This window comes from Candidatus Eisenbacteria bacterium, from assembly GCA_026388185.1.
Taxonomy (GTDB): Bacteria; Eisenbacteria; RBG-16-71-46; order JAFGJU01; family JAFGJU01; genus JAPLKG01.
In genome coordinates this window covers 25270-44482 of the sequence record JAPLKG010000020.1, presented here as the reverse complement: position 1 = coordinate 44482, position 19213 = coordinate 25270, and the positions used below count along the sequence as shown (strand labels likewise).

At 56.0% G+C, this 19213-nt stretch carries 17 protein-coding genes; 16 read left to right on the top strand and 1 reads right to left on the bottom strand.

Annotated elements, in window-relative coordinates; genetic code table 11:
- The first annotated feature begins 180 nt into the window (after positions 1-180).
- From NTX17_10810 to NTX17_10800, 3 genes are all read left to right on the top strand, one after another.
- A complete protein-coding gene (locus NTX17_10810; protein MCX5801857.1) occupies positions 181-1326 on the top strand; it encodes a right-handed parallel beta-helix repeat-containing protein in 1146 nt (381 codons plus the stop codon).
- A 490-nt stretch (positions 1327-1816) separates the two neighbouring features.
- Positions 1817-2146, top strand: coding sequence for a nucleotidyl transferase AbiEii/AbiGii toxin family protein (locus NTX17_10805; protein MCX5801856.1), 330 nt, complete (start codon positions 1817-1819; stop codon positions 2144-2146).
- Between the two features lie 938 nt (positions 2147-3084).
- Positions 3085-4428 (top strand): toll/interleukin-1 receptor domain-containing protein, encoded by a 1344-nt coding sequence (locus NTX17_10800; protein ID MCX5801855.1) that lies wholly within the window; start codon positions 3085-3087, stop codon positions 4426-4428.
- A gap of 142 nt (positions 4429-4570) precedes the next feature.
- On the opposite strand, the gene NTX17_10795 is transcribed toward NTX17_10800, so the two are convergent.
- Positions 4571-6661 (bottom strand): protein kinase, encoded by a 2091-nt coding sequence (locus NTX17_10795; protein MCX5801854.1) that lies wholly within the window; start codon positions 6659-6661, stop codon positions 4571-4573.
- 277 nt (positions 6662-6938) lie between these two features.
- On the opposite strand from NTX17_10795, the gene NTX17_10790 reads away from it, so the two are divergent.
- The 13 genes from NTX17_10790 to NTX17_10730 all read left to right on the top strand — a co-directional run bounded on the left by NTX17_10790 (position 6939) and on the right by NTX17_10730 (position 18633).
- Entirely contained in the window at positions 6939-7976 is a 1038-nt protein-coding gene (locus tag NTX17_10790) for a permease (GenBank protein MCX5801853.1), read from the top strand.
- Between the two features lie 29 nt (positions 7977-8005).
- Entirely contained in the window at positions 8006-8341 is a 336-nt protein-coding gene (locus NTX17_10785; GenBank protein ID MCX5801852.1) for a metalloregulator ArsR/SmtB family transcription factor, read from the top strand.
- 65 nt (positions 8342-8406) lie between these two features.
- On the top strand, positions 8407-8688 hold the full coding sequence (locus NTX17_10780; GenBank protein ID MCX5801851.1) for a thioredoxin family protein: 282 nt from the start codon (positions 8407-8409) through the stop codon (positions 8686-8688).
- Positions 8681-9181 carry a thioredoxin family protein gene (locus NTX17_10775; protein ID MCX5801850.1) on the top strand — a complete coding sequence of 167 codons (501 nt, stop codon included), beginning with the start codon at positions 8681-8683 and terminating at the stop codon, positions 9179-9181. The genes NTX17_10780 and NTX17_10775 overlap by 8 nt, the downstream gene beginning before the upstream one ends.
- Positions 9182-9191: 10 nt before the next feature.
- Positions 9192-9878 (top strand): nitrophenyl compound nitroreductase subunit ArsF family protein, encoded by a 687-nt coding sequence (locus NTX17_10770; protein ID MCX5801849.1) that lies wholly within the window; start codon positions 9192-9194, stop codon positions 9876-9878.
- Positions 9875-10567, top strand: coding sequence for an aromatic aminobenezylarsenical efflux permease ArsG family transporter (locus NTX17_10765; GenBank protein ID MCX5801848.1), 693 nt, complete (start codon positions 9875-9877; stop codon positions 10565-10567). Before NTX17_10770 ends, NTX17_10765 begins: the two co-directional genes overlap by 4 nt.
- Positions 10568-10681: 114 nt before the next feature.
- The gene (gene arsB / locus NTX17_10760) at positions 10682-11728 is read left to right on the top strand and encodes an ACR3 family arsenite efflux transporter (protein MCX5801847.1); all 1047 of its coding nucleotides are present in this window, start codon (positions 10682-10684) and stop codon (positions 11726-11728) included.
- Positions 11729-11872: 144 nt separating this feature from the next.
- Positions 11873-12226, top strand: coding sequence for a metalloregulator ArsR/SmtB family transcription factor (locus NTX17_10755; protein MCX5801846.1), 354 nt, complete (start codon positions 11873-11875; stop codon positions 12224-12226).
- Positions 12227-12238: 12 nt separating this feature from the next.
- Positions 12239-13057, top strand: a complete 819-nt coding sequence (locus tag NTX17_10750; GenBank protein ID MCX5801845.1) for a hypothetical protein — start codon at positions 12239-12241, stop codon at positions 13055-13057.
- A 14-nt stretch (positions 13058-13071) separates the two neighbouring features.
- Positions 13072-14289 (top strand): ABC transporter permease, encoded by a 1218-nt coding sequence (locus NTX17_10745; GenBank protein MCX5801844.1) that lies wholly within the window; start codon positions 13072-13074, stop codon positions 14287-14289.
- 3 nt (positions 14290-14292) lie between these two features.
- The gene (locus tag NTX17_10740) at positions 14293-14967 is read left to right on the top strand and encodes an ABC transporter ATP-binding protein (protein MCX5801843.1); all 675 of its coding nucleotides are present in this window, start codon (positions 14293-14295) and stop codon (positions 14965-14967) included.
- A 261-nt stretch (positions 14968-15228) separates the two neighbouring features.
- Positions 15229-16950, top strand: coding sequence for a class I SAM-dependent DNA methyltransferase (locus NTX17_10735; protein MCX5801842.1), 1722 nt, complete (start codon positions 15229-15231; stop codon positions 16948-16950).
- A 12-nt stretch (positions 16951-16962) separates the two neighbouring features.
- Positions 16963-18633, top strand: a complete 1671-nt coding sequence (locus NTX17_10730) for a putative DNA binding domain-containing protein (protein MCX5801841.1) — start codon at positions 16963-16965, stop codon at positions 18631-18633.
- Positions 18634-19213: the final 580 nt, after the last annotated feature.

Below are 19213 nucleotides of genomic sequence, written 5' to 3'. Positions count from 1 at the left end.
GAGGAAATCCGGATCTACCTGACACAAGCCGTCCAAGCACAGAGGAATAGTCTTACCTACCTCAAGTGTTATATAATTAGGACAGAAATCCCACGCTATCTTTCTACTCGAAGGACTCAGCGCGCAGGCTCACTTCCTGCTTTCTTGCCTGCCTAAGGCGGAATCCGAGAGGTGATAGGCATGATGAAGTCAGCTCTTCCCATGTTGCTTCTCTCTTTGCTTTCTCTCTTGCTCCTGGCTCCGTCCACATCTGACGCCCGCACCTGGCTTGTGAGGCAGGATGGAAGCGGGGATTGCACGACCATTCAGGCGTGCGTTACCCTGGCCCAGGCGAGGGACAGCGTGCTGGTCTTTCCCGGTACGTACCAGGAACACATCATTGTCGGTGCTCCGATATTGCTGGTCGGTGAATCAGGAAGCTCCGCAACGATCATCGACGGGACGAATACGGGGCGCTGTATTCTTCTGGATGAAATCGCTTCGCCGGGGGTCGTGGTCAAAGGTTTCACCATCCGGAACGGCGAGCTTATGGATTACCCCGGAACGTTCGAGACGGCAAACGGAGCCGGAATCTTCTCCAGGGGGTCTGTGGGGATTGTTGCAGAGTGCGTACTTGAGTACATCGCGGGCATGAGTATTGGCTGCGACGAGACGTCCAACATGACCATAGAGAACAACCTCATGCAAGAGAACTACTCCACGTACGTAGAACCCCCATATCCAGTCTGTGGCGGAGGGGTGATCACTCTTTCATCAAACACCTTCATTCAAGAGAACACCTTCATCAACAACATGGACGAAGATGTTGTTATTCAGGCATGTTCCCCACAGGTGATTCGAAATAGGTTCTTGGGTACTCCTTATAGTGGGGGAATCATCGGTGCCGGTACTGCCTATATCGCGGAGAACTTGTTCACCAACTGTCATCGCGCTGTCAGTCTGTGGGGAAACACGGAGTTCACTCGAAACACCGTGGTCAACAACAGGGGTACCGGCGTTTCCGTCGCCGCGGCTTATGTGCCAGTTATCTCCAATAACATCATCACGGGAAACTTGACGGGCATTTCGTGTTCTTATGGGACCCCCTCTATGTACTGCAATGATGTGTGGAACAATACGAAGAATTACGGGTGTGTTGAGCCGTCTGCGGATTCCCATCTTGATCCTCAGTTTTGCGATGCGGCCGGTGGCGACTTCCATCTGAATTGCACTTCGCCTTGTGCAAACTACTCTGGTTGCGGACAGGTCGGGGCTTTTGGTGTTGCCTGCGGCTCGACTGCAGTAGAAGAGACTACCTGGGGCAGGGTCAAGAGCATGTTCAGGTAATTGCTTGCCTGAGATAATGAGTACAAGCGAGGGGCTGGCCACGCGCTGGCTCCTCTTGCTTTGGTGGGTGAGGACGATTTGCTAGAATTGATTCTGTCGTTCCCAACCCCCGCTTTTTGCGGCATTCTGACGACGATCTCCCGCCGGGGGTACATCCGACTAGGGACCCCTGAATTCACGTAGAAAACCGCACCTTTTCCCGCCGCTCTCTGCCCTGCTCCCCATATGTGCCAGTATTCGAACCGCAGAGAAGAGTCGAGAAGTCGTCGCTAGCTTCCGAGTCATCTGCGGGAACCGTGACACCGTTTTTCGAGGCAGATTCATCTCACACTTCGGTTCAGAGTATGATACGATACTGGTATGATAGAGAAGATTGTTAAGAAGCTTAGCCTCAAAGAGTCCTCCGAGGCGACTGATGACTTGAGCTATTGGTTGAGCAGATCCCCTCAACAAAGAGTAGAAACCGTAGACCGATTACGCAGGCGATTCTATGGAAGTTGTCTCCGACTTCAAAGAACTGCTGTCGTTGTTCAACGAACTCAGGGTTGACTTCGTCATAGTGGGCGGTTACGCCCTCGCTTTCCACGGAGCACCTCGTTTCACAGGCGATCTCGACGTTCTTGTGAGACCGGAACCTGAGAACGCAAGAAGGATTGCAGAGGCACTCGAAAGGTTCGGATTCAAGTCCGCTGGGCTGACGGCGGAGGATTTCTTGCATCCTGACAGGGTAATACAGCTTGGGGTCGCTCCGGTCAGAGTAGATATCATGACCTCTTTGACTGGAGTAACGTCGGAAGAAGCGTTTTCAGGCAAGGTATAGGGCAGATACGGCGACACTCCCGTGTATTTCATCGGGCGCAGGCAATTCATCGCCAACAAGCGCGCGGCAGGCAGGAAAAGGGATCTTGCCGATTTGGAAGCCCTTGGTGAAGAGTGACGTCGTTGCCGCCATGACACCCGCTACTTTCTGGCGCTGCCATCTCCGCACCGCTCCAAGCGTCACCTCGGGACGTTTACGGACCCTCGACTATACAGCCTGCCTCCCCTCGTTGGACGATGTTCGAACTTCCTGTATCCGGGAGTTGCCTAGGTTACAGCAGACTCACGTTTAGTCGAGCCGGCCGCGAATCCCCAAGACCCGCGATTACCGCCTTTACTTCCTGCTATTCGTGACTTGTCCGCAAAATCTCAAAAACAACTAGCCGGCTTCGGTGCTTTGGGCTCCACTCAAGGCGAGCACGATCACCTTTTTGATGAGTTACAGACCATGGTAGAGGGCAGCATAGTATACGTACGCGACAGTGAGGGCTTACAGGTACTCGCCGATCCCCAAGTGGTGACACGCGAATGCCGTCTTCGTTTCACCGAGCGTGAGGCTGCATTCGTTGGCAGCGAAGTCACCGGGATAGCGTTGACACGGGCGTACTCATGTGATATAGTAGCTGATTGCATCACAGCCGTTGACAACATCTTGCTGGTCTTCACTGTCAACCAAGACTAACACAAGGGCAGATAATGCTCGCTCTCTGGTTCGTTCCCACGCGCTGCTAGATTGTTCAAGGCTTCATCGGTAAACGATAGGATCTTCTCTGTCCCCAGTGCAGTGTGGAATTGCACCTCAATGAAAGGGGGGACGAGACGCTATACCGCGTCGCTATATAGGTACGTCAGTCAAAGAAGTTGGTGCAGCGGCTCGGCTTGGTGTGAGGCGGGCGCTGGAGGAGCTAGACATTAATCGTAGCACTTTCTACAGGTGGGGTGCCGCCGACACGAGGATTTGTTCCGTGTCAGCATGAGTGGGACAGTTTCGGGGCTAGGCGATCGGAGCACGCCATGGCGCACGACGCGTTCATCAGCTACGCCACGGAAGACAAGAACACTGCGGAAGCCGTTTGCCATGCGCTCGAGGCCCGGCGAATCCGATGCTGGATCGCCCCGAGGGACGTGAGCCGGCCCGGGGCTTATGGAGAGACCATCCTCGAAGCAATCGAGAGCAGCCGCGTGATGGTCCTGGTCCTCTCGGTGCATTCGGATCGTTCGCACAACGTGCTGCATGAGGTCGTATCCGCCCTGGACAACGGGGTCGTTGTCGTGCCGTTCCGGCTCCAAAGGGACGTGCCGACAGGAGACTTGAAGTTCCATCTGGCGGGGATCCACTGGTTGGATGCGCTGAAGCCGCCGATGGAAGAGCATCTGTGCCGACTGGCGGATCTCGTGCAGAGCTGCCTGGGACAGGAGCCGGCGCAGCGTCGGCGACGAGCGTCATTCTGGAAACGGCCGGCGGTCTACGCCGTGATCGCGGCGTGCCTGGGTGCGATCGCCCTTGGGTTGTTCGTGGCCCGGCGTTCCCACGTCGGGCCGGTTGCCCAGCGAACGGAGGCGATCGCCCCCGACCGCGATAGTGATGACAGCACCGCGTTCCAGCTCGGTCTCACCATGGGCGTCCTGAACTCCATCTGTCACTCGGAATACAGGGAGATGAACCTCGGAGGGGGGCTCGATCTCGGCCGGGGCGTCCACACCGCATCCACTCTCATGCACCGCCTCAATTATGCCGAGGTCGATTCGTTCACGTCATCATATGCACGGTGGATAATGACCATCTCCGAAGCGCATCCGTACCATCCGCCGCTGATGGGAGAGCAGCGCTTCGCCCTGGGTTTCATCCGGCCGCGTTTCGGAGACAGAGCGGTTTACGAATACGAACTGGGGCGCTCGCTGGGCGGGCTACTGGTGGGAGCCATGGAGCTGGACATGATGGACTCGTACGGCGTAGACAGCATCCGCGCGCCGCTGTCACCGGCCTACCGGCGTGGCACTGGCGAGCTCAATGCGAAGCTCGCCGAAATCGCGCTGCTCTGTCTCGGTCGCGGTGCCCTGCCGCGCGGTCTTGCCCCTGAGTGCAGTCTGGCAGTCACGGCCAACATGAATTCGGCGCAAGGCAGACATCGTTTCCGGCAGGGAGTGGAGAAGGTCGCCAGCCACTTCGGCCTCGACCTGGCGGGTGGGCGCGATTGGCCGAGTTTCGCCGCGGTCGCACGCTGGAACCGCAACGGCATCGTCCTCCCGAGCCGCCGGAAGGCCCCGGAGTCCAAGAAGTAGACGGCACCCGCTTCACCTCAGCTGCACGATCGGCACGTCCCCAGGTAGGACTCGAACCTGCAGCTCCGCTGGGTCAAAGCGCCTCAACCTGCCGACGCATTTCCAAGCCCGACCGCCGCACCAGCTCAGTCTCTCAGTTGAGTCACTTTCTCTTCATCAATTCGGTGTATTCCGGTTCACCCCGGACGCTGTCGAGGTCGGGATCGCGTGCGAGCCACTCGTACTCCCCAAAGCCTGCACGAAGAGCATGCTTCAGTGTATCGAGCGCAAGACGCTTTTCTCCGATTCGAGCGTAGAAACACGCCGTGTTGTACAACATGAGAGGATCTGTGGGATTTAGCTCAATCGCCTTGGCGGCTTCTGCCTTACCCTCCTCATTTCTTCCCGCCCGAGCCAGGGCAACGGCATAGAAAACATGCGCACGCGGATCTTGGGGGAACCGGGACAAATATCGCGGATAGACTTCCAGCTCCGCCTTGACGGCCGCGGCATAGTTGTCCATCTCCCCCAGCCTTTCGTACACCGTTCTCAAATCCATGTGGACCACATAATAATCAGGGTTGAGCTCGACGGCCTTCTTGTAAGGTTCAATCGCCTCTCTATCTCGATCGGTGATGTGGTAGATTCTCCCTCGTATCCAATAGGCGATAAAACTGCCCGGATCGAACTCAATCGCCTTCTTCACTGCCATCAGTGCTTCATCGAACATCCGTTTATCGAAATAAGCCATTCCGAGAGCGGCGTATGCCTCGGATAACGTCTCGTCATACATCAGAGCTTTGAGGCAAGCTTCAACGGCCTTGTCGAGGTGCGACTCTTTCCGTTCAAAGTTCGCATAGAGATGCGCATAAGCTTCACCCAGGCCTGCATGCGCAGCTGCATAGTGACTGTCGAGCTCTATGGCCCTTGCAAAGAGCTCGATGGCAGACTTGACGTCGTTCTTCGTCATGCGATAGAGAGCGTTTCTCGCTCGCAGATTGTAGTCGAAGGCTTCGGCATTTTGAGTGGGGCGTTTGGCGAGAACCAGCTTCTCCGTGGGTGACAATTTTACCATCAACGCGTCAACGATCTGTTCCGATACCTGCTCCTGAATGTCGAACACTTCCTCCAGCGTTCCTCCATACTTCCCCGTCCAGAGCTGCGCATCAGCCTCAACGTCCACAAGCTGCGCCGTTATCCGAAGATCGTTCCGAAATTTCCTCACGCTTCCTTCCAGGATGTACCGGACACCAAGCTCTTTGCCTATCGTCTTGCTGTCCTTCTTTGTCCCCTTGTATTGCATTGTGGTCGTGCGGGAAGTCACTTGTACGTTCTTCAGGCGCGACAAGTTTAGGATCAACTCTTCCGCCAACCCGTCGCTGAAATACTCGTTGTCCCTCCCGGGACTTATGTCCTCAAACGGCAGGACCGCGAGTAAGGCTTTTCTCCGGGAAACGGCAGTGAGATCGGCAATCAGTGCGCCGACGCTTTGATATCTGTCGTTCTTGTTCTTTTGGAGGGCCTTGCGAACAATGTGTTCCATCATCTCGGGAAAGTCTGGACGGAAGGTGGAGATGGGTTTGGGATCTGTATGCAGGATGGAGTACGTCAATGCCTGCTCGTACTCCGCTTCGAAGGGCAAATGTCCGGTGAACACTTCATAGAGAACAACACCGAAAGACCATATGTCCGCCCGATGGTCGACTTCTTCCCCGCGTAGCTGTTCAGGCGACATGTAGGCGCCCGTACCTATTCTCTGTCCCGTCTCTGCGTGTTCCGATCCTCGCAGGAGCTTGGCCACACCAAAGTCAATTATCTTGACTTTGCCCTTGGTCGTCACAATGATGTTTTCGCTCTTGATGTCCCTGTGGACGATTCCCTTGTCGTGCGCCTCCTGCAATCCCTCGGCGACCTGTAGGGAAATGCCGATGGCCTCGTCAAGGCTCAACATTCCTGAGTGGATCTTGTCCGTCAGGCTGCCGCCCTCAACGCATTCCATCGTGATGAAGGTGGCGTCCCCAGCCTCACCGATTTCATAGATGGTGGAGATATTCGGGTGATTCAGCGTGGATGCGGCTCTTGCCTCTTGAATGAGGCGCTTCTTGGCCTCGGTGTCTAGGGTGAACTCCGGAGGCAGGAGCTTGAGCGCGACCACGCGGTCAAGCTTGGTGTCCTGGGCCTTGTAGACAATACCCATTCCACCCTCGCCGAGCTTCTCGAGAATTCTGTAGTGGGAGATGGTCTTTCCAATCATGCGCAGTGCCTTCATGTCATGACATTGAGCGAGTACCGTCCATCCACTCGGACCAGGCGTGCGTTTCAGGCGATTGTATATTACCGGCCTCACTTGTTCAAGGAGAGAGCAAAACACATTCTCAAGTCTCCCGTAGATTGTCGGCGCTACCTCGGGCCCTCTCCGTTCTTTCAGCAACGAGCGCGTTCCGAGCATTCTCATTGTGATTCAATCCGCACTCTTGACAACTCCAACGCAATATTGCATAATTGCTATGGCTTTTTGCGAAGGAGCAACAATGGCGACGCAAGAGAAGCGGATTTTGATCCCTCGCGCTTTGCTTATACTGCTCGGGGCCGCGGCATGGTGGCTTGTCTACCGACATCTGAGGGCGTTCGCCGAGTGGTTCACCTACGACCTCCTCAAGTTGGCCGCGGGCAGCCGCCTGGCGTCTGGAATCGAGTTCTTCGTCTTTGATGCACCCAAGGTCTTGATGCTCTTGACCGTGGTCGTCTTCGGCGTGGGCATCGTGCGCTCGTTCTTCACCCCGGAGCGCACCCGTCGCATTCTCGCCGGGAAGCGCGAATCCGCGGGCAACGTGCTGGCCGCCCTGCTGGGCGTAGTGACGCCCTTCTGCTCCTGCTCGGCGGTGCCGCTTTTCATTGGCTTCGTAACCACGGGCGTCCCCTTGGGCGTCACATTCTCGTTTCTGATCTCTGCGCCCATGGTAAACGAGGTTGCGCTGGTGCTGCTGTTCGGTCTCTTCGGATGGAAGGTTGCGGCACTCTACATGGGCACAGGTTTGGTCATCGCTATCGTTGCGGGAGGAGTGATCGGCAGGCTCCATCTCGAACGCTGGGTCGAGGGGTGGGTCTACGAGACTACGGGCGTGGCAGGGGTCACAGAAGAAACTCCGCTCACGTGGAGCGATCGGATCCGGTTCGGCCGCGAAGCAGTGAAAGATATCGTTGGTAAGGTCTGGCCGTACGTGCTGGCGGGGCTCGCGGTGGGGGCAGGCATACACGGCTACGTCCCGCAGGACTTCATGGCGTCCATCATGGGCAAGGGAGTGTGGTGGTCCGTTCCGCTCGCCGTGCTTATCGGTATTCCGATGTACTCCAACGCCGCCGGGATCATTCCAGTGGTGCAGGCGCTGTTGGACAAGGGCGCGGCGCTCGGCACGGTGTTGGCGTTCATGATGTCGGTCATCGGGCTGTCACTCCCGGAATTCATCATCCTGCGCAAGGTGCTGAAGATCCCGCTCATCGTGACGTTCGCCGGCGTCGTGGGTCTCGGGATCCTGGTGGTCGGGTACGTGTTCAACATTGTCCTGTGATCGGACTCCGGTCGAAGGAGTGAGTCAATATGCACAACCAGGAGCTCATAAGCGCAAGGGCCGAGATCTTCAAGGCCCTCGGACATCCCGCGCGCCTGACGATGGTAGAGGCGCTTGGAAAGCGGCCACACTGCGTGTGCGAGCTTGTTGAAATGGTGCCCGGCACTCAAGCCACGACATCGAGGCATCTGGACGTTCTCCTCAGGGCGGGCGTAGTGAAGCGTCGCAAGGAGGGCGCCAGGATGATCTATGAGCTTGCGCTGCCGTGCCTCTTGAAGGCGATGCCCTGCGTGACCGAGGCGCTCCGGCGCCGAATCACCAGGCAAGCGGCGTTGTTGAAGCCTGGCCGTACCCGTAGGGTCTAGAAGATTTCCGTAAGAGTCGTGCTCCGCGAGTCAGACGTTGAGCGTTAAACGAGGAGGGACATGGAATGAAACTACAGGTTCTTGGCCCAGGCTGCCCGAAATGTAAGAAGCTGGCGGAGAACGTTGAAGCCGCAGTGAAGGAGCTCGGCAAGGAACCGGGCAACGAGCCGGGCGCGGAGGCTCAAGTTACAAAAATAACTGACATCGACGAGATCGTGAAGTTCGGCGTGATGATGACGCCGGGCCTTGTAATTGATGGAAAGCTCAAGTCTTCTGGTAGAATCCTCAATGTCGAGGAGATCAAGAAATTGATACGCGAGGCCCGCCCGGGAACCGGCAATGCCTAACGATGACATCAAGGCGATCACGATCGCGGGGACAAGCGTCGGCATGATGGGGCTCAACTCAGTGTTCGGCGAGCTCAAAGCATCAGGCAAGGAGCCCTCCGACGAGCTGGGAACCGCGCTGGTAGAAATGGCGAGAAAACACAATTACATCCCCGATGCTGCGCGTGCCGAATACGCAAGGGCGCTGTTGAGAGAGTATCGCCGCTACCTCGGCCAGGACGTACCTGAAGAGAAGCCGCAAGGACTCTCGATAAAGATCTTAGGTATGGGTTGCTCCAGTTGCGAAGCGCTGGCGTCCAATGTAAGGTCGGCGCTCACGAAACTCAACGTGGCCGCCGAGGTAGAACACGTGCGCGAACCGAGGCGCATCGCCGAATGCGGCGTGCTCGGCGTGCCCGCACTCATAATAAACGGAAAGGTCGTCTCGGTCGGAAAGGCACTCTCCACGGAGCAGGTCATTGGGCTATTAGAGAAACTGAAACAAGATTCCTGATGGGGACAACATGAAACCCAAAACGATCGTTACCCTCGCGCTCGTGATTTTTGTTTGTGCCACTGCCGCATACCTGGTTTCGGACGAAGTGCGGTCCAGGTCCGTTGCCCGCGAGGCCGCGCAGAGTGAACCAGCACAAACCGGACCGGACGGAGCGGCAGACCTCACCACCAACAAACTGCCTGCAACCACACAGAAGTCCGATTCGACCTCGCGTGTGTCCGAGGAGAAGGGGGGGCGACCGACAGACTCCACCCCCTTGAAACAGTCCGCGGCGCCCGCAGGCCCGCAATCAGTCGCTTTGAACTCCGAACGCTCGAAGTCGTCTGAGCCGCAACAGCCCGCCCCCGCATCGACTCAGAAGGTTTTGGCCTACTATTTCCACGGAACGCAACGGTGCCCCACTTGCATGAAGCTCGAGGCCTACAGTGCCGAAGCCATCCAAAGTGGATTCGGCGAAGCCCTGAGAAACGGCTGGCTTGAATGGCGCGTCGTCAATACGGATGAACCAGGTAATGAGCATTTTGTGAGCGACTATAAGCTCTACACAAAGTCGTTGGTCATCGTGAAGATGCAAAATGGGAAGCAGGTTGAGTGGAAGAATCTGGAGAAGATATGGGAGCTCGTGGGCGAAAAAGATGATTTCATCAAGTACGTCCAAGAGGAAGTCTCGGCCTACCTCGGAGAGAAAAGATGAGTGGTTTCCTCCTCGGAGTCTTTTCCGCCTTCTGGCTGGGAATCCTCACCTCCATCAGCCCGTGCCCGTTAGCCACCAACGTGGCCGCGGTCTCCTTTATCGGCAGGCGCATCGAACGAGCCCGGATGGTTTTTCTGACCGGGTTGTTCTACACGCTGGGCAGGATGCTGACGTACGTGTTGCTAGGCATTCTGATCGTGGCAAGCGTCATGTCAATACAACGCGTGTCCAACGTGCTTCAGGAATACATGAACAAGATTCTCGGTATTGTGCTCATTCTTGTAGGAATGGTTCTACTGGGACTTCTTCGGATCAACCTTCCAGGCTCGGGCGTGAGCGAGAGAGTGCAAAAGCGAGCAGAATCGTGGGGAATCTGGGGCGCGGGAGTCCTGGGCATAGTCTTCGCCCTCGCGTTCTGTCCCGTCTCGGCGGCGCTCTTTTTCGGAAGCCTCATTCCCCTTTCCGTGAAATACAACTCCAGCATCGCCCTCCCCGCCGTGTACGGGTTAGGGACGGGGCTACCGGTCTTTCTCTTCGCCATCCTGATAGCCTTGGGCGTTCAAACGCTCGCCAAGGCGTTCAATAAGCTCACGCAAATAGAGTGGTGGGTAAGTCGGCTAACCGGCGTGGTCTTCATCGTGGTCGGAGTCTATTTCTGTCTGGCGTATGTTTTTCACGTGGTCCCCTAGCGCGTGATCCAGTAGAGTGTATGACAAAGGTGTGTTTCTTTCCAATCGCACACTCGCCGTTTCGTTGTGGTGCAAGGCCAGCGATGCGGCGGAAACGTGCCGGAGGAGATTGCGATGTCTGAGAGCCTAACGAAGCGATTGTCGTTCCTGGACAGGTTCTTGACCTTGTGGATTTTTCTCGCCATGGCAGCCGGCGTGGCCGGAGGATACTACTATCCGGGCGTCGTGAATTTCTGGAACAGATTTCAAGTCGGCACTACCAACATTCCCATTGCCATCGGCCTCATTCTGATGATGTACCCGCCCCTGGCGAAAGTGAAATACGAGGAACTCGGAGACGTGTTTCACAATTTCAAGGTGCTGGGGCTTTCCCTGGTTCAGAACTGGGTGGTCGGGCCCATCTTGATGTTCGCTCTGGCCGTGATATTCCTCAGAGATTACCCCCACTACATGGTCGGCCTGATCATGATCGGCCTGGCGCGTTGTATCGCCATGGTCATTGTCTGGAACGATCTTGCCAAGGGCGATACCGAGTACTGCGCGGGGTTGGTGGCCTTCAACTCAATATTCCAGGTGATATTCTATTCGATCTACGCCTGGGTTTTCATCACCATACTCCCAACCTGGTTCGGGCTTCGCGGAGTCGTGGTGAACGTCACAATAGTCCAGATAGCGAAAAGCGTGTTCATTTACCTGGGCATCCCCTTTCTCGCGGGAATAATCACCCGCTTTTCCCTCATAAGAGCCAAGAGCAAAGAGTGGTACGAAGAGAAGTTCATCCCCAGGATCAGTCCAATAACTCTAATAGCGTTATTATTTACCATCGTGGTGATGTTTTCTCTCAAGGGTGAATACATCGTAAGAATTCCCCTCGACGTCGCACGAATAGCAGTGCCGCTACTCATCTACTTCGTACTGATGTTCCTGGTTTCCTTCTACATGGGCAAAAGGTTCGGCGCCGGCTATGCAAAAACCGCCACACTTTCATTCACCGCGGCGAGCAACAACTTCGAACTCGCCATCGCCGTCGCGGTCGCAGTGTTTGGAATAAACTCCGGCGAGGCGTTTGCAGCCGTAATAGGTCCCTTGGTAGAGGTGCCGGTGCTCATCAGTCTGGTGAACGTGTCGCTCTACTTCAAGGGAAGGTACTTCCGCGAATAGGGCGCGACAACTCTTCTGTTCACATTGCCTCCCTTGCGTCAAGCCAGGAACCCTGTGAACTGGAGTTCGTTGCTTGACAATTCGTTCGCGAAATGATATAATTCGTTGTTTGGCGAATTATCGGAGGTATCCATGTTTACCCTTATGATCACTACGAGAGCGTTGGCCGACGAAAACCGAGTGCGAGTGCTACTCGCGCTCGAAGGTCGCGAACTCTGCGTATGTCAGATTATCGAGTTGTTGGGATTGGCGCCCTCCACGGTGTCCAAGCATATGTCCATTCTGAAACAAGCCCGTCTGGTCGAGGCAAGAAAGGATGGGCGCTGGATGCATTATCGGCTGGCCGGCAGAGACGCACCCCGAGAGGTACGAGACGCTGTTGCCTGGATCTGCAGATCGGCCTCAGCCTCGCCCAAGATACGGGAGGATGCCAGGCGCCTAAAAAAGATCCTCAAGCTTGATCCTGAAAAACTATGCAGAGCACAAAGCGAAAAGTGAAGGAGGACACCCGTGGTTAAGAAACTAGTTACAGCAGCAGTCGTGGTTCTGATTACCGCATTCGGTTTCACGGCAATGGGAGCCCAAAAGAGTCCCGCCGAGAAACCTGCCGCGAAGGAGACGAAGCTTACAGGCCAGGGGGCGAAGGGCCGAGGCCTCGCCGCCATGGATAGCGCGGCCAAAGCAAAGAAGTATCTGTTTATCTTCTGTTACAAGAGTGACGACGAGCAGACCCAGAAGATGAGAAAACTCTTTGACGTGGCCACAACCAAAGTCCGCAAGAAGGCCAACTCAACCAAAGTCAACATCGCAGACCCCACAGAAAAAGGGATCGTTGCGAAGTTCAAGCTCGAGGGGGCGCCCACCCCGCTAGTTCTGGTTCTGGCCCCGAATGGGGCGGTTACCGGGGGGTTCCCTGTCAGCTTTGAAGAGAAACAGCTTATGGAAGCATTCGTCAGTCCCTGCGCCGAGAACTGCTTGAGGGCGCTTCAGGATGGCAAGCTTGTCCTCTTGTGCGTCCAAAACGCTTCGTCGAACTCCAAAGACGCGGCTCTGAAAGGTGTTACGGACTTCAAGGCAGACCCACGCTTCGCCCAATTCACCCAGATAGTCATGCTAAACCCGACAGACGTAGCTGAGACCAAATTTCTGGGGCAGCTCCAGGTAGATCCTAAGAGTAGCGAAGCAATCACTGTGTTCATGACGCCTCCGGGAACAGTCCTTGGCAAGTTTAACGGCGCGACCAACAAGGCGCGGCTAGTGACTGCGCTCAGCACGGCCAGCTCCGGCGGTTGTGGTTCAGGCAGTAAGTCGAGTTGTTGTCCGAAATAACGGGAGGTCGTCACGTGCACCTGAGGACAATCGTCTGGCGCGAACTATTCGAACGCAAGAATCAATTGGCCACAAGTTTTCTGGCTATCCTCGTGGGCATCGCCGCAATCGTGTCTATCAAGAACGTCACTTTCTACTCTGAGAAGGCCGTGGCTAAGGAGCTGGACGCCCTCGGCGCCAACATTCTCATTCTTCCCAAATCGGCCTCTCTTCAGGACTACTATAGTGCGGATCTACAGGACGAAGAGTTTCCGGAGGAATACGTTACCCGGCTGTCGTCGTCAGATATACAGGGCTTGGACAATCTCTCACCCAAGCTCTCCGTCCCGGCAGAAATAGAAGGAAGACGATTCACGCTGACGGGAATACTGCCCAAGAGTGAATTCCAGGCCAAGGCTGCCTGGCAGGGTGCGGGCATATTCTCTCGTCCTCAGGGTTGCGGCGTAGTCGCAACTCCGACAGGCAATGTCCCTCCGGCACAAGAAACACTGGTGCGAAGAAGGGTCATCGACACGCTTGGTAGCACGGACGCTCTCGTAGGAGCGGATGTTGCTGCCGTACTAAGCCTCAAGGAAGGTCAGACAATCAAGCTGCTGGGCAAGCCCTTCAACATCATTGCCCTCCTGCCGCAGACTGGAACAATAGATGACTCTCGCATCTTCGTCCACCTGCATACGCTTCAAGAGCTCACCGGCAAGGGATCCGTACTCAACGCGATCGAGATAGTCGGGTGTTGCAATCAGATCTCCAAGGGTTTGGTCCAGAAGATTAACAGACTGCTGCCCGACGCGAAGGTCGTCACCGTCACGCAGGTAGTGGACACACAGATCAAGACGAATCGCATGATGTCGAGGCTTTCTCTCATTTTCGTGGCGATCATCGTCCTGGTGGGTGGAGCCAGTATCGCCAATTACATGTACGCAAATGTGTTTGAGCGCAGGCGGGAGATTGGCACGCTTATGGCTTTGGGAGCAGGCACCTCTTTCATCTTGAGGATGTTCCTCCTGAAGGCGCTTCTTCTCGGACTCGCAGGTGGACTCGGTGGTTACGCGCTGGGTACGGTGCTGGCAGTGACTCTTGGCCCCAGGCTCGCCGGAATTCCGGTTCTTCCGATGTGGTCGCTCGCGATCTGGGGTACGGGCCTCTCCCTGGCCATCGCCCTGGTCGCAAGTTACTTCCCAGCCCGACGAGCAGCTCATCTGGACCCGAGTGCCGTTCTTCAGGAGATATGATCAATGCTTAGAATGGAAGCCGTTACCAAAACCTATGATGGTCGCAGTCGGACCGTAATGGGCCTGCGCAGTGTGACGCTCGATGTCCCGAAGGGCGATTTCTTGTGCGTGGTCGGTCCCAGCGGGTGCGGGAAAAGTACCCTTCTTCTCATCCTCGGCGGGATGCTGTCGCCAACCGAGGGACAGGTTCTGCTAGACGGACAATCTCTTTACGCTCTCTCCTCGGATAAACGTGCAAGCCTTAGAGGGAAAAGGATAGGATTTCTCTTTCAGACGTTCAATCTAGTGCCCTACCTTTCCGCGTTGGAGAACGTTCAGATTCCACTCGTGCTGGCGGGATTGAGCGATGGTTCTCAGAAAGAAAGGGCTCTGGCCTTGCTCCAGCAAGTGGGGCTCGGCGACAGGCTCGACCACAAGCCTTCCGAACTGAGTGTAGGTCAACAGCAGCGTGTGGCGCTGGCTCGTATGCTTGCGAACAATCCTGAGATCGTCCTGGCCGATGAGCCCACCGGCAATCTGGATCCGGAGACGGGCGAGCAGATCGTTGAGTTGTTGGAGGAGATCAATCGCGAAGGTAGAACCGTGGTGATGGTGACACACGACCCGCGATTCGCAGTCAGGGCTAAGAGAACTCTGAGGTTGCGCACGGGCAGCGTCGTTTCCGAAGAACACAAGTAGATTGCACTTTATCAACAGGGCCGCTCTCATTGTCAGACTCTCCAAGCTCCTTAAACTGCTAGAACTCCTCCGACGCTCGGACCCCACAGCCTTCATCGTCTCCTCCAAAAACCAATTGCTTCACTGACTGCACATGGTATAGCATCACATATGCTTACGGTATCTATCGCGATCCTGTGTCTGGATGCGGGTCGCGCGTCACCGCACGACCGAGACTGAGCTTTCAAGGCTGAACTCTCTGATTAGCCCCCGAGGATAAAAATGACCCAAACTGCAAAGACAACTCAAACTGGAAGAATAGCCCCAACTACGAAAACGACCCTAACGACCAATACGACCCGAACCACCAAGGCGACCCAAACCAGTAGGACCATTCCAAGAACAAGACCGGGCAGCGCAAGAAACCGCAACAACGGCGCGACGCTCGGCTTTGAGGCCAAGCTTTGGCAAGCGGCGGACAAGCTCCGCAGCAACATGGACGCGGCAGAGTACAAACATGTAGTGCTCGGCCTCATTTTCCTCAAGTACATCTCTGACGCCTTCGAAGAACACCGCACAAAGATTGAGCGAGGAGCCGCTGATCCAAAGAGTGACTGGTATGTTAAAGATCCCAAAGCCCGATACGAGGTAATGGAAGACCGCGACGAATATGTCGCGACCAACATCTTTTGGGTGCCCAAAGAGGCTCGCTGGCCTCGCCTTCAGGCGAACGCAAAGCAATCGAACATCGGCAAGCTCATTGACGATGCAATGGTCGCTAGCGAGCGCGACAACAAGGTCCTCAAAGGTGTCTTGCCGAAGGACTACGCCCGACCCGCTGTTAACAAGCAGAGGCTGGGAGAACTCATTGACCTAATTGGCACGATCGGTCTTGGTGACGCAGAGAACCGTTCCAAAGACATCCTCGGCCGTGTCTATGAATACTTCCTCGGGCAGTTCGCCAGTGCCGAGGGTAAGAAGGGCGGCCAGTTCTACACGCCGCGTTGCGTCGTGGGTTTACTAGTTGAGATGCTTGCACCTTACAAAGGGCGAGTTTATGACCCATGCTGTGGCTCCGGGGGCATGTTCGTACAAAGTGAAAGGTTCATCGAAGAACACGGTGGCAAAGTGGGCAACATCGCCATTTATGGCCAGGAGTCCAATCACACCACATGGAAGCTCGCGAAGATGAACCTGGCAATTCGGGGCATTGACGCCGACCTCGGCCCAGAGCCTGCGGACAGTTTCCACCGTGACCTGCATCCCGACCTCAAGGCCGACTATCTCCTGGCCAATCCCCCCTTCAATGATGGCGACTGGGGCGGCGAACGACTCCGTGAGGACAAACGCTGGAAGTTCGGCGCACCGCCTGCCGGTAACGCCAACTTTGCCTGGGTACAACACTTTATCCACCACGTGAGCCCGACCGGTATGGCGGGGTATGTTCTCGCCAATGGCAGCATGTCCAGCAACCAATCCGGCGAGGGCGACATCCGCAAGAATATCGTTGAGGGAGACCTTGTGGATTGCATGGTTGCTTTGCCGGGGCAGCTTTTCTACAACACGCAGATTCCTGCTTGCCTTTGGTTCATCGCTCGCCAAAAGAAGAACAGCCGCTTCCGTGACCGGCGCGGCCAAGTTCTCTTCGTGGATGCCCGAAAGCTCGGCGCGATGATCGACCGCGTGCATCGGGAGTTGACTGATGAGGACATCGCGAGGATCGCTGCCACCTACCATGCCTGGCGCGGTGACAAAGACTGTAAGAAGAAGTACAAAGACGCGCCAGGCTTCTGCAAATCCGTGACGCTGGACGAAATACGTCAGCACGGCCACGTACTCACGCCCGGACGCTACGTTGGTGCCGAGGCAGTCCAAGACGACGGTGAGCCATTTGACGAGAAGATGAAGAGACTGACGGAGCAGCTTGAGAAACAGTTCGCTGAGGGTGCGAAGCTCGAGAAACAGATTAGACGAAACCTGAAGGAGCTGGGGAATGGAAGGTAGGCAAAGACCATCATGAATTTGGAGAGCGAAGGCGCAAGCGCTCCCCTCGTGGACCAGCTTGAAGAATGGCTCAGAGCGGTGGAGGGAGAGCATTGCGAGTTCAAAGAGGCAAAGAGTTCCTATTCCTTCGAGAAGTTGACAGAGTACTGCTGTGCCCTTGCCAACGAGGGTGGGGGTAGAATGATCCTAGGCGTAACTAATAGACGCCCCAGAAGAATCGTCGGTACGAAGGTGTTCCAGCATCCGGAAGACACGTGTAGGACCCTCATGGAACACCTTCATCTGCGGATTCACTTCCGGGAGATCGCTCATCGGGATGGCCGTGTTTTAGTCTTCGAAGTCCCCTCTCGGCCAGCGGGCACCGGCGTGAAGTACAAGGGCGTTTACTGGTCGCGCGAAGGTGACAGTCTCGTTCCGATGTCCGAGGACAAGCTCCGAAACATCTTCGCCGAGGCGGGACACGATTTCTCAGCAGACATATGCAAAGGCGCCGCTATAGAAGACCTCGACACACAAGCCGTTGAAGATTTCCGGCGCCGATGGATCGAGAAGTCCAAGAACGATAGCCTCGCGTCGCTTTCCCAAGATCAGTTGCTCCGTGACGCAGAGGTCCTCGTGGATGACCGCGTCACCTATGCCGCGTTAATCCTCTTTGGAACAAGACGCACGCTGGGAAAATACCTGGAGCAAGGGGAGGTAGTGTTCGAGTATCGGTCCTCCGATGCGTCAGGTCCAGCCCAGCAGAGAAAAGAGTACCGGCATGGGTTCTTCGGCTTCTACGATGATTTGTGGAGCATCATCAACCTCCGCAACGATCTCCAGCAATACCAGGATGGGCTTTTTGTGTTCGACGTTCCCACGTTCGCTGAACGGCCAGTTCGCGAAGCCATTCTGAACGCGGTCAGCCATCGCGATTACCAGCTTGGAGGAAGCGTATTTGTTCGCCAATACCCTAGACGACTCGTGGTGGAAAGCCCGGGCGGATTCCCTGTTGGCATCACGGTTGACAACATTCTGGATCGTCAATCGCCCCGAAACCGCCGAATTGCCGACGTCTTCGCCAAGTGTGGTCTGGTCGAGCGCTCTGGACAGGGTATGAACCTGATGTTCGAACAGAGCATTCAGCAAGGAAAACCTAGGCCGGCTTTCGCCGGAACTGATGCTTATGGCGTCGTGCTTACTCTCCACGGCCAAGTGCAAGATCCCAACTTCGTGCGATTTCTCCAGAAGGTGGGGCGTGAGACGACTGCGTCGTTTGGCACCCACGATTTTCTCGTCTTGGACCTTGTGCACCGCGAAGAGACAGTGCCGCCCGGTCTGCAACACTCGTTACGGAATCTCAAGGAGCGTGGAGTCGTCGAGAGCATCGGCAGGGGCAGAGGCACTCGGTACGTACTCTGTAGACGTTTCTATGTCATGGCGGGTAGGAAGGGCGTTTACACGCGCAAACGCGGTTTGGACCGGAACACGAACAGAGCTTTGTTGCTGAAGCACATTGAGGAGAACATCCGCGATGGGTGCTCTCTTAATGAGCTAACACAGGTCTTGCCCGGCGTCTCCGGAAGCTACATACAAGGGCTGCTTCGTGAACTCCGTGCAGAGGGTCGGACCAAGTTGGAAGGAAGTCGGAGGTGGGCGCGTTGGTATCCCGGGGGCGAACCCAAAGTGGAGAGAAAAGCATAGAAAAGCAAATGAAAAGCATAGAGCCGCGCCTAGTGCGAGTGTATCTTTGTATCAACAAACAGGTTGCGGCCTTTGGCCTATATCATGCTATAATCATAGCATTACGTATATGAGCACATCTTTCCATTAGGAGATGGGTAGCGACTGAGCACGATGGTTCCGCAAGAGAGCAAAAGGCGCTACGAAGAAGGAAAAGGGATTCGGGCGCAATGATCGCCATGAAGAGGCACGGTTCGGGGCCATCGCTGGGCTCGCGGAGAGGAAGACGACCGCCTGGCTGCCGACTTGCGGCAGGCGTTCCCCAACATGAAGGGCTTTCCCTCGCGAGATCTCAAGTATATGCGCGCCTTTGCCGCCGTCTGACCTGACCGTGCAGCGGAACCTCCGCCTGTCTCGCTTGATCGTGCGGGGCTACGGAAGACAGTGACATTGACTTTCTGATCGAAGTGGATGGGCCGACCACGTCGTGGTTTTCGGGTGGCCGGGTGGACGTTGTTGAGCCCCATGCTATGTGACAACCATTCCGTCAGAGCATTTTGCAGGAGGCCGTTTCGCTATGAAGGACGATCACGTGTATCTC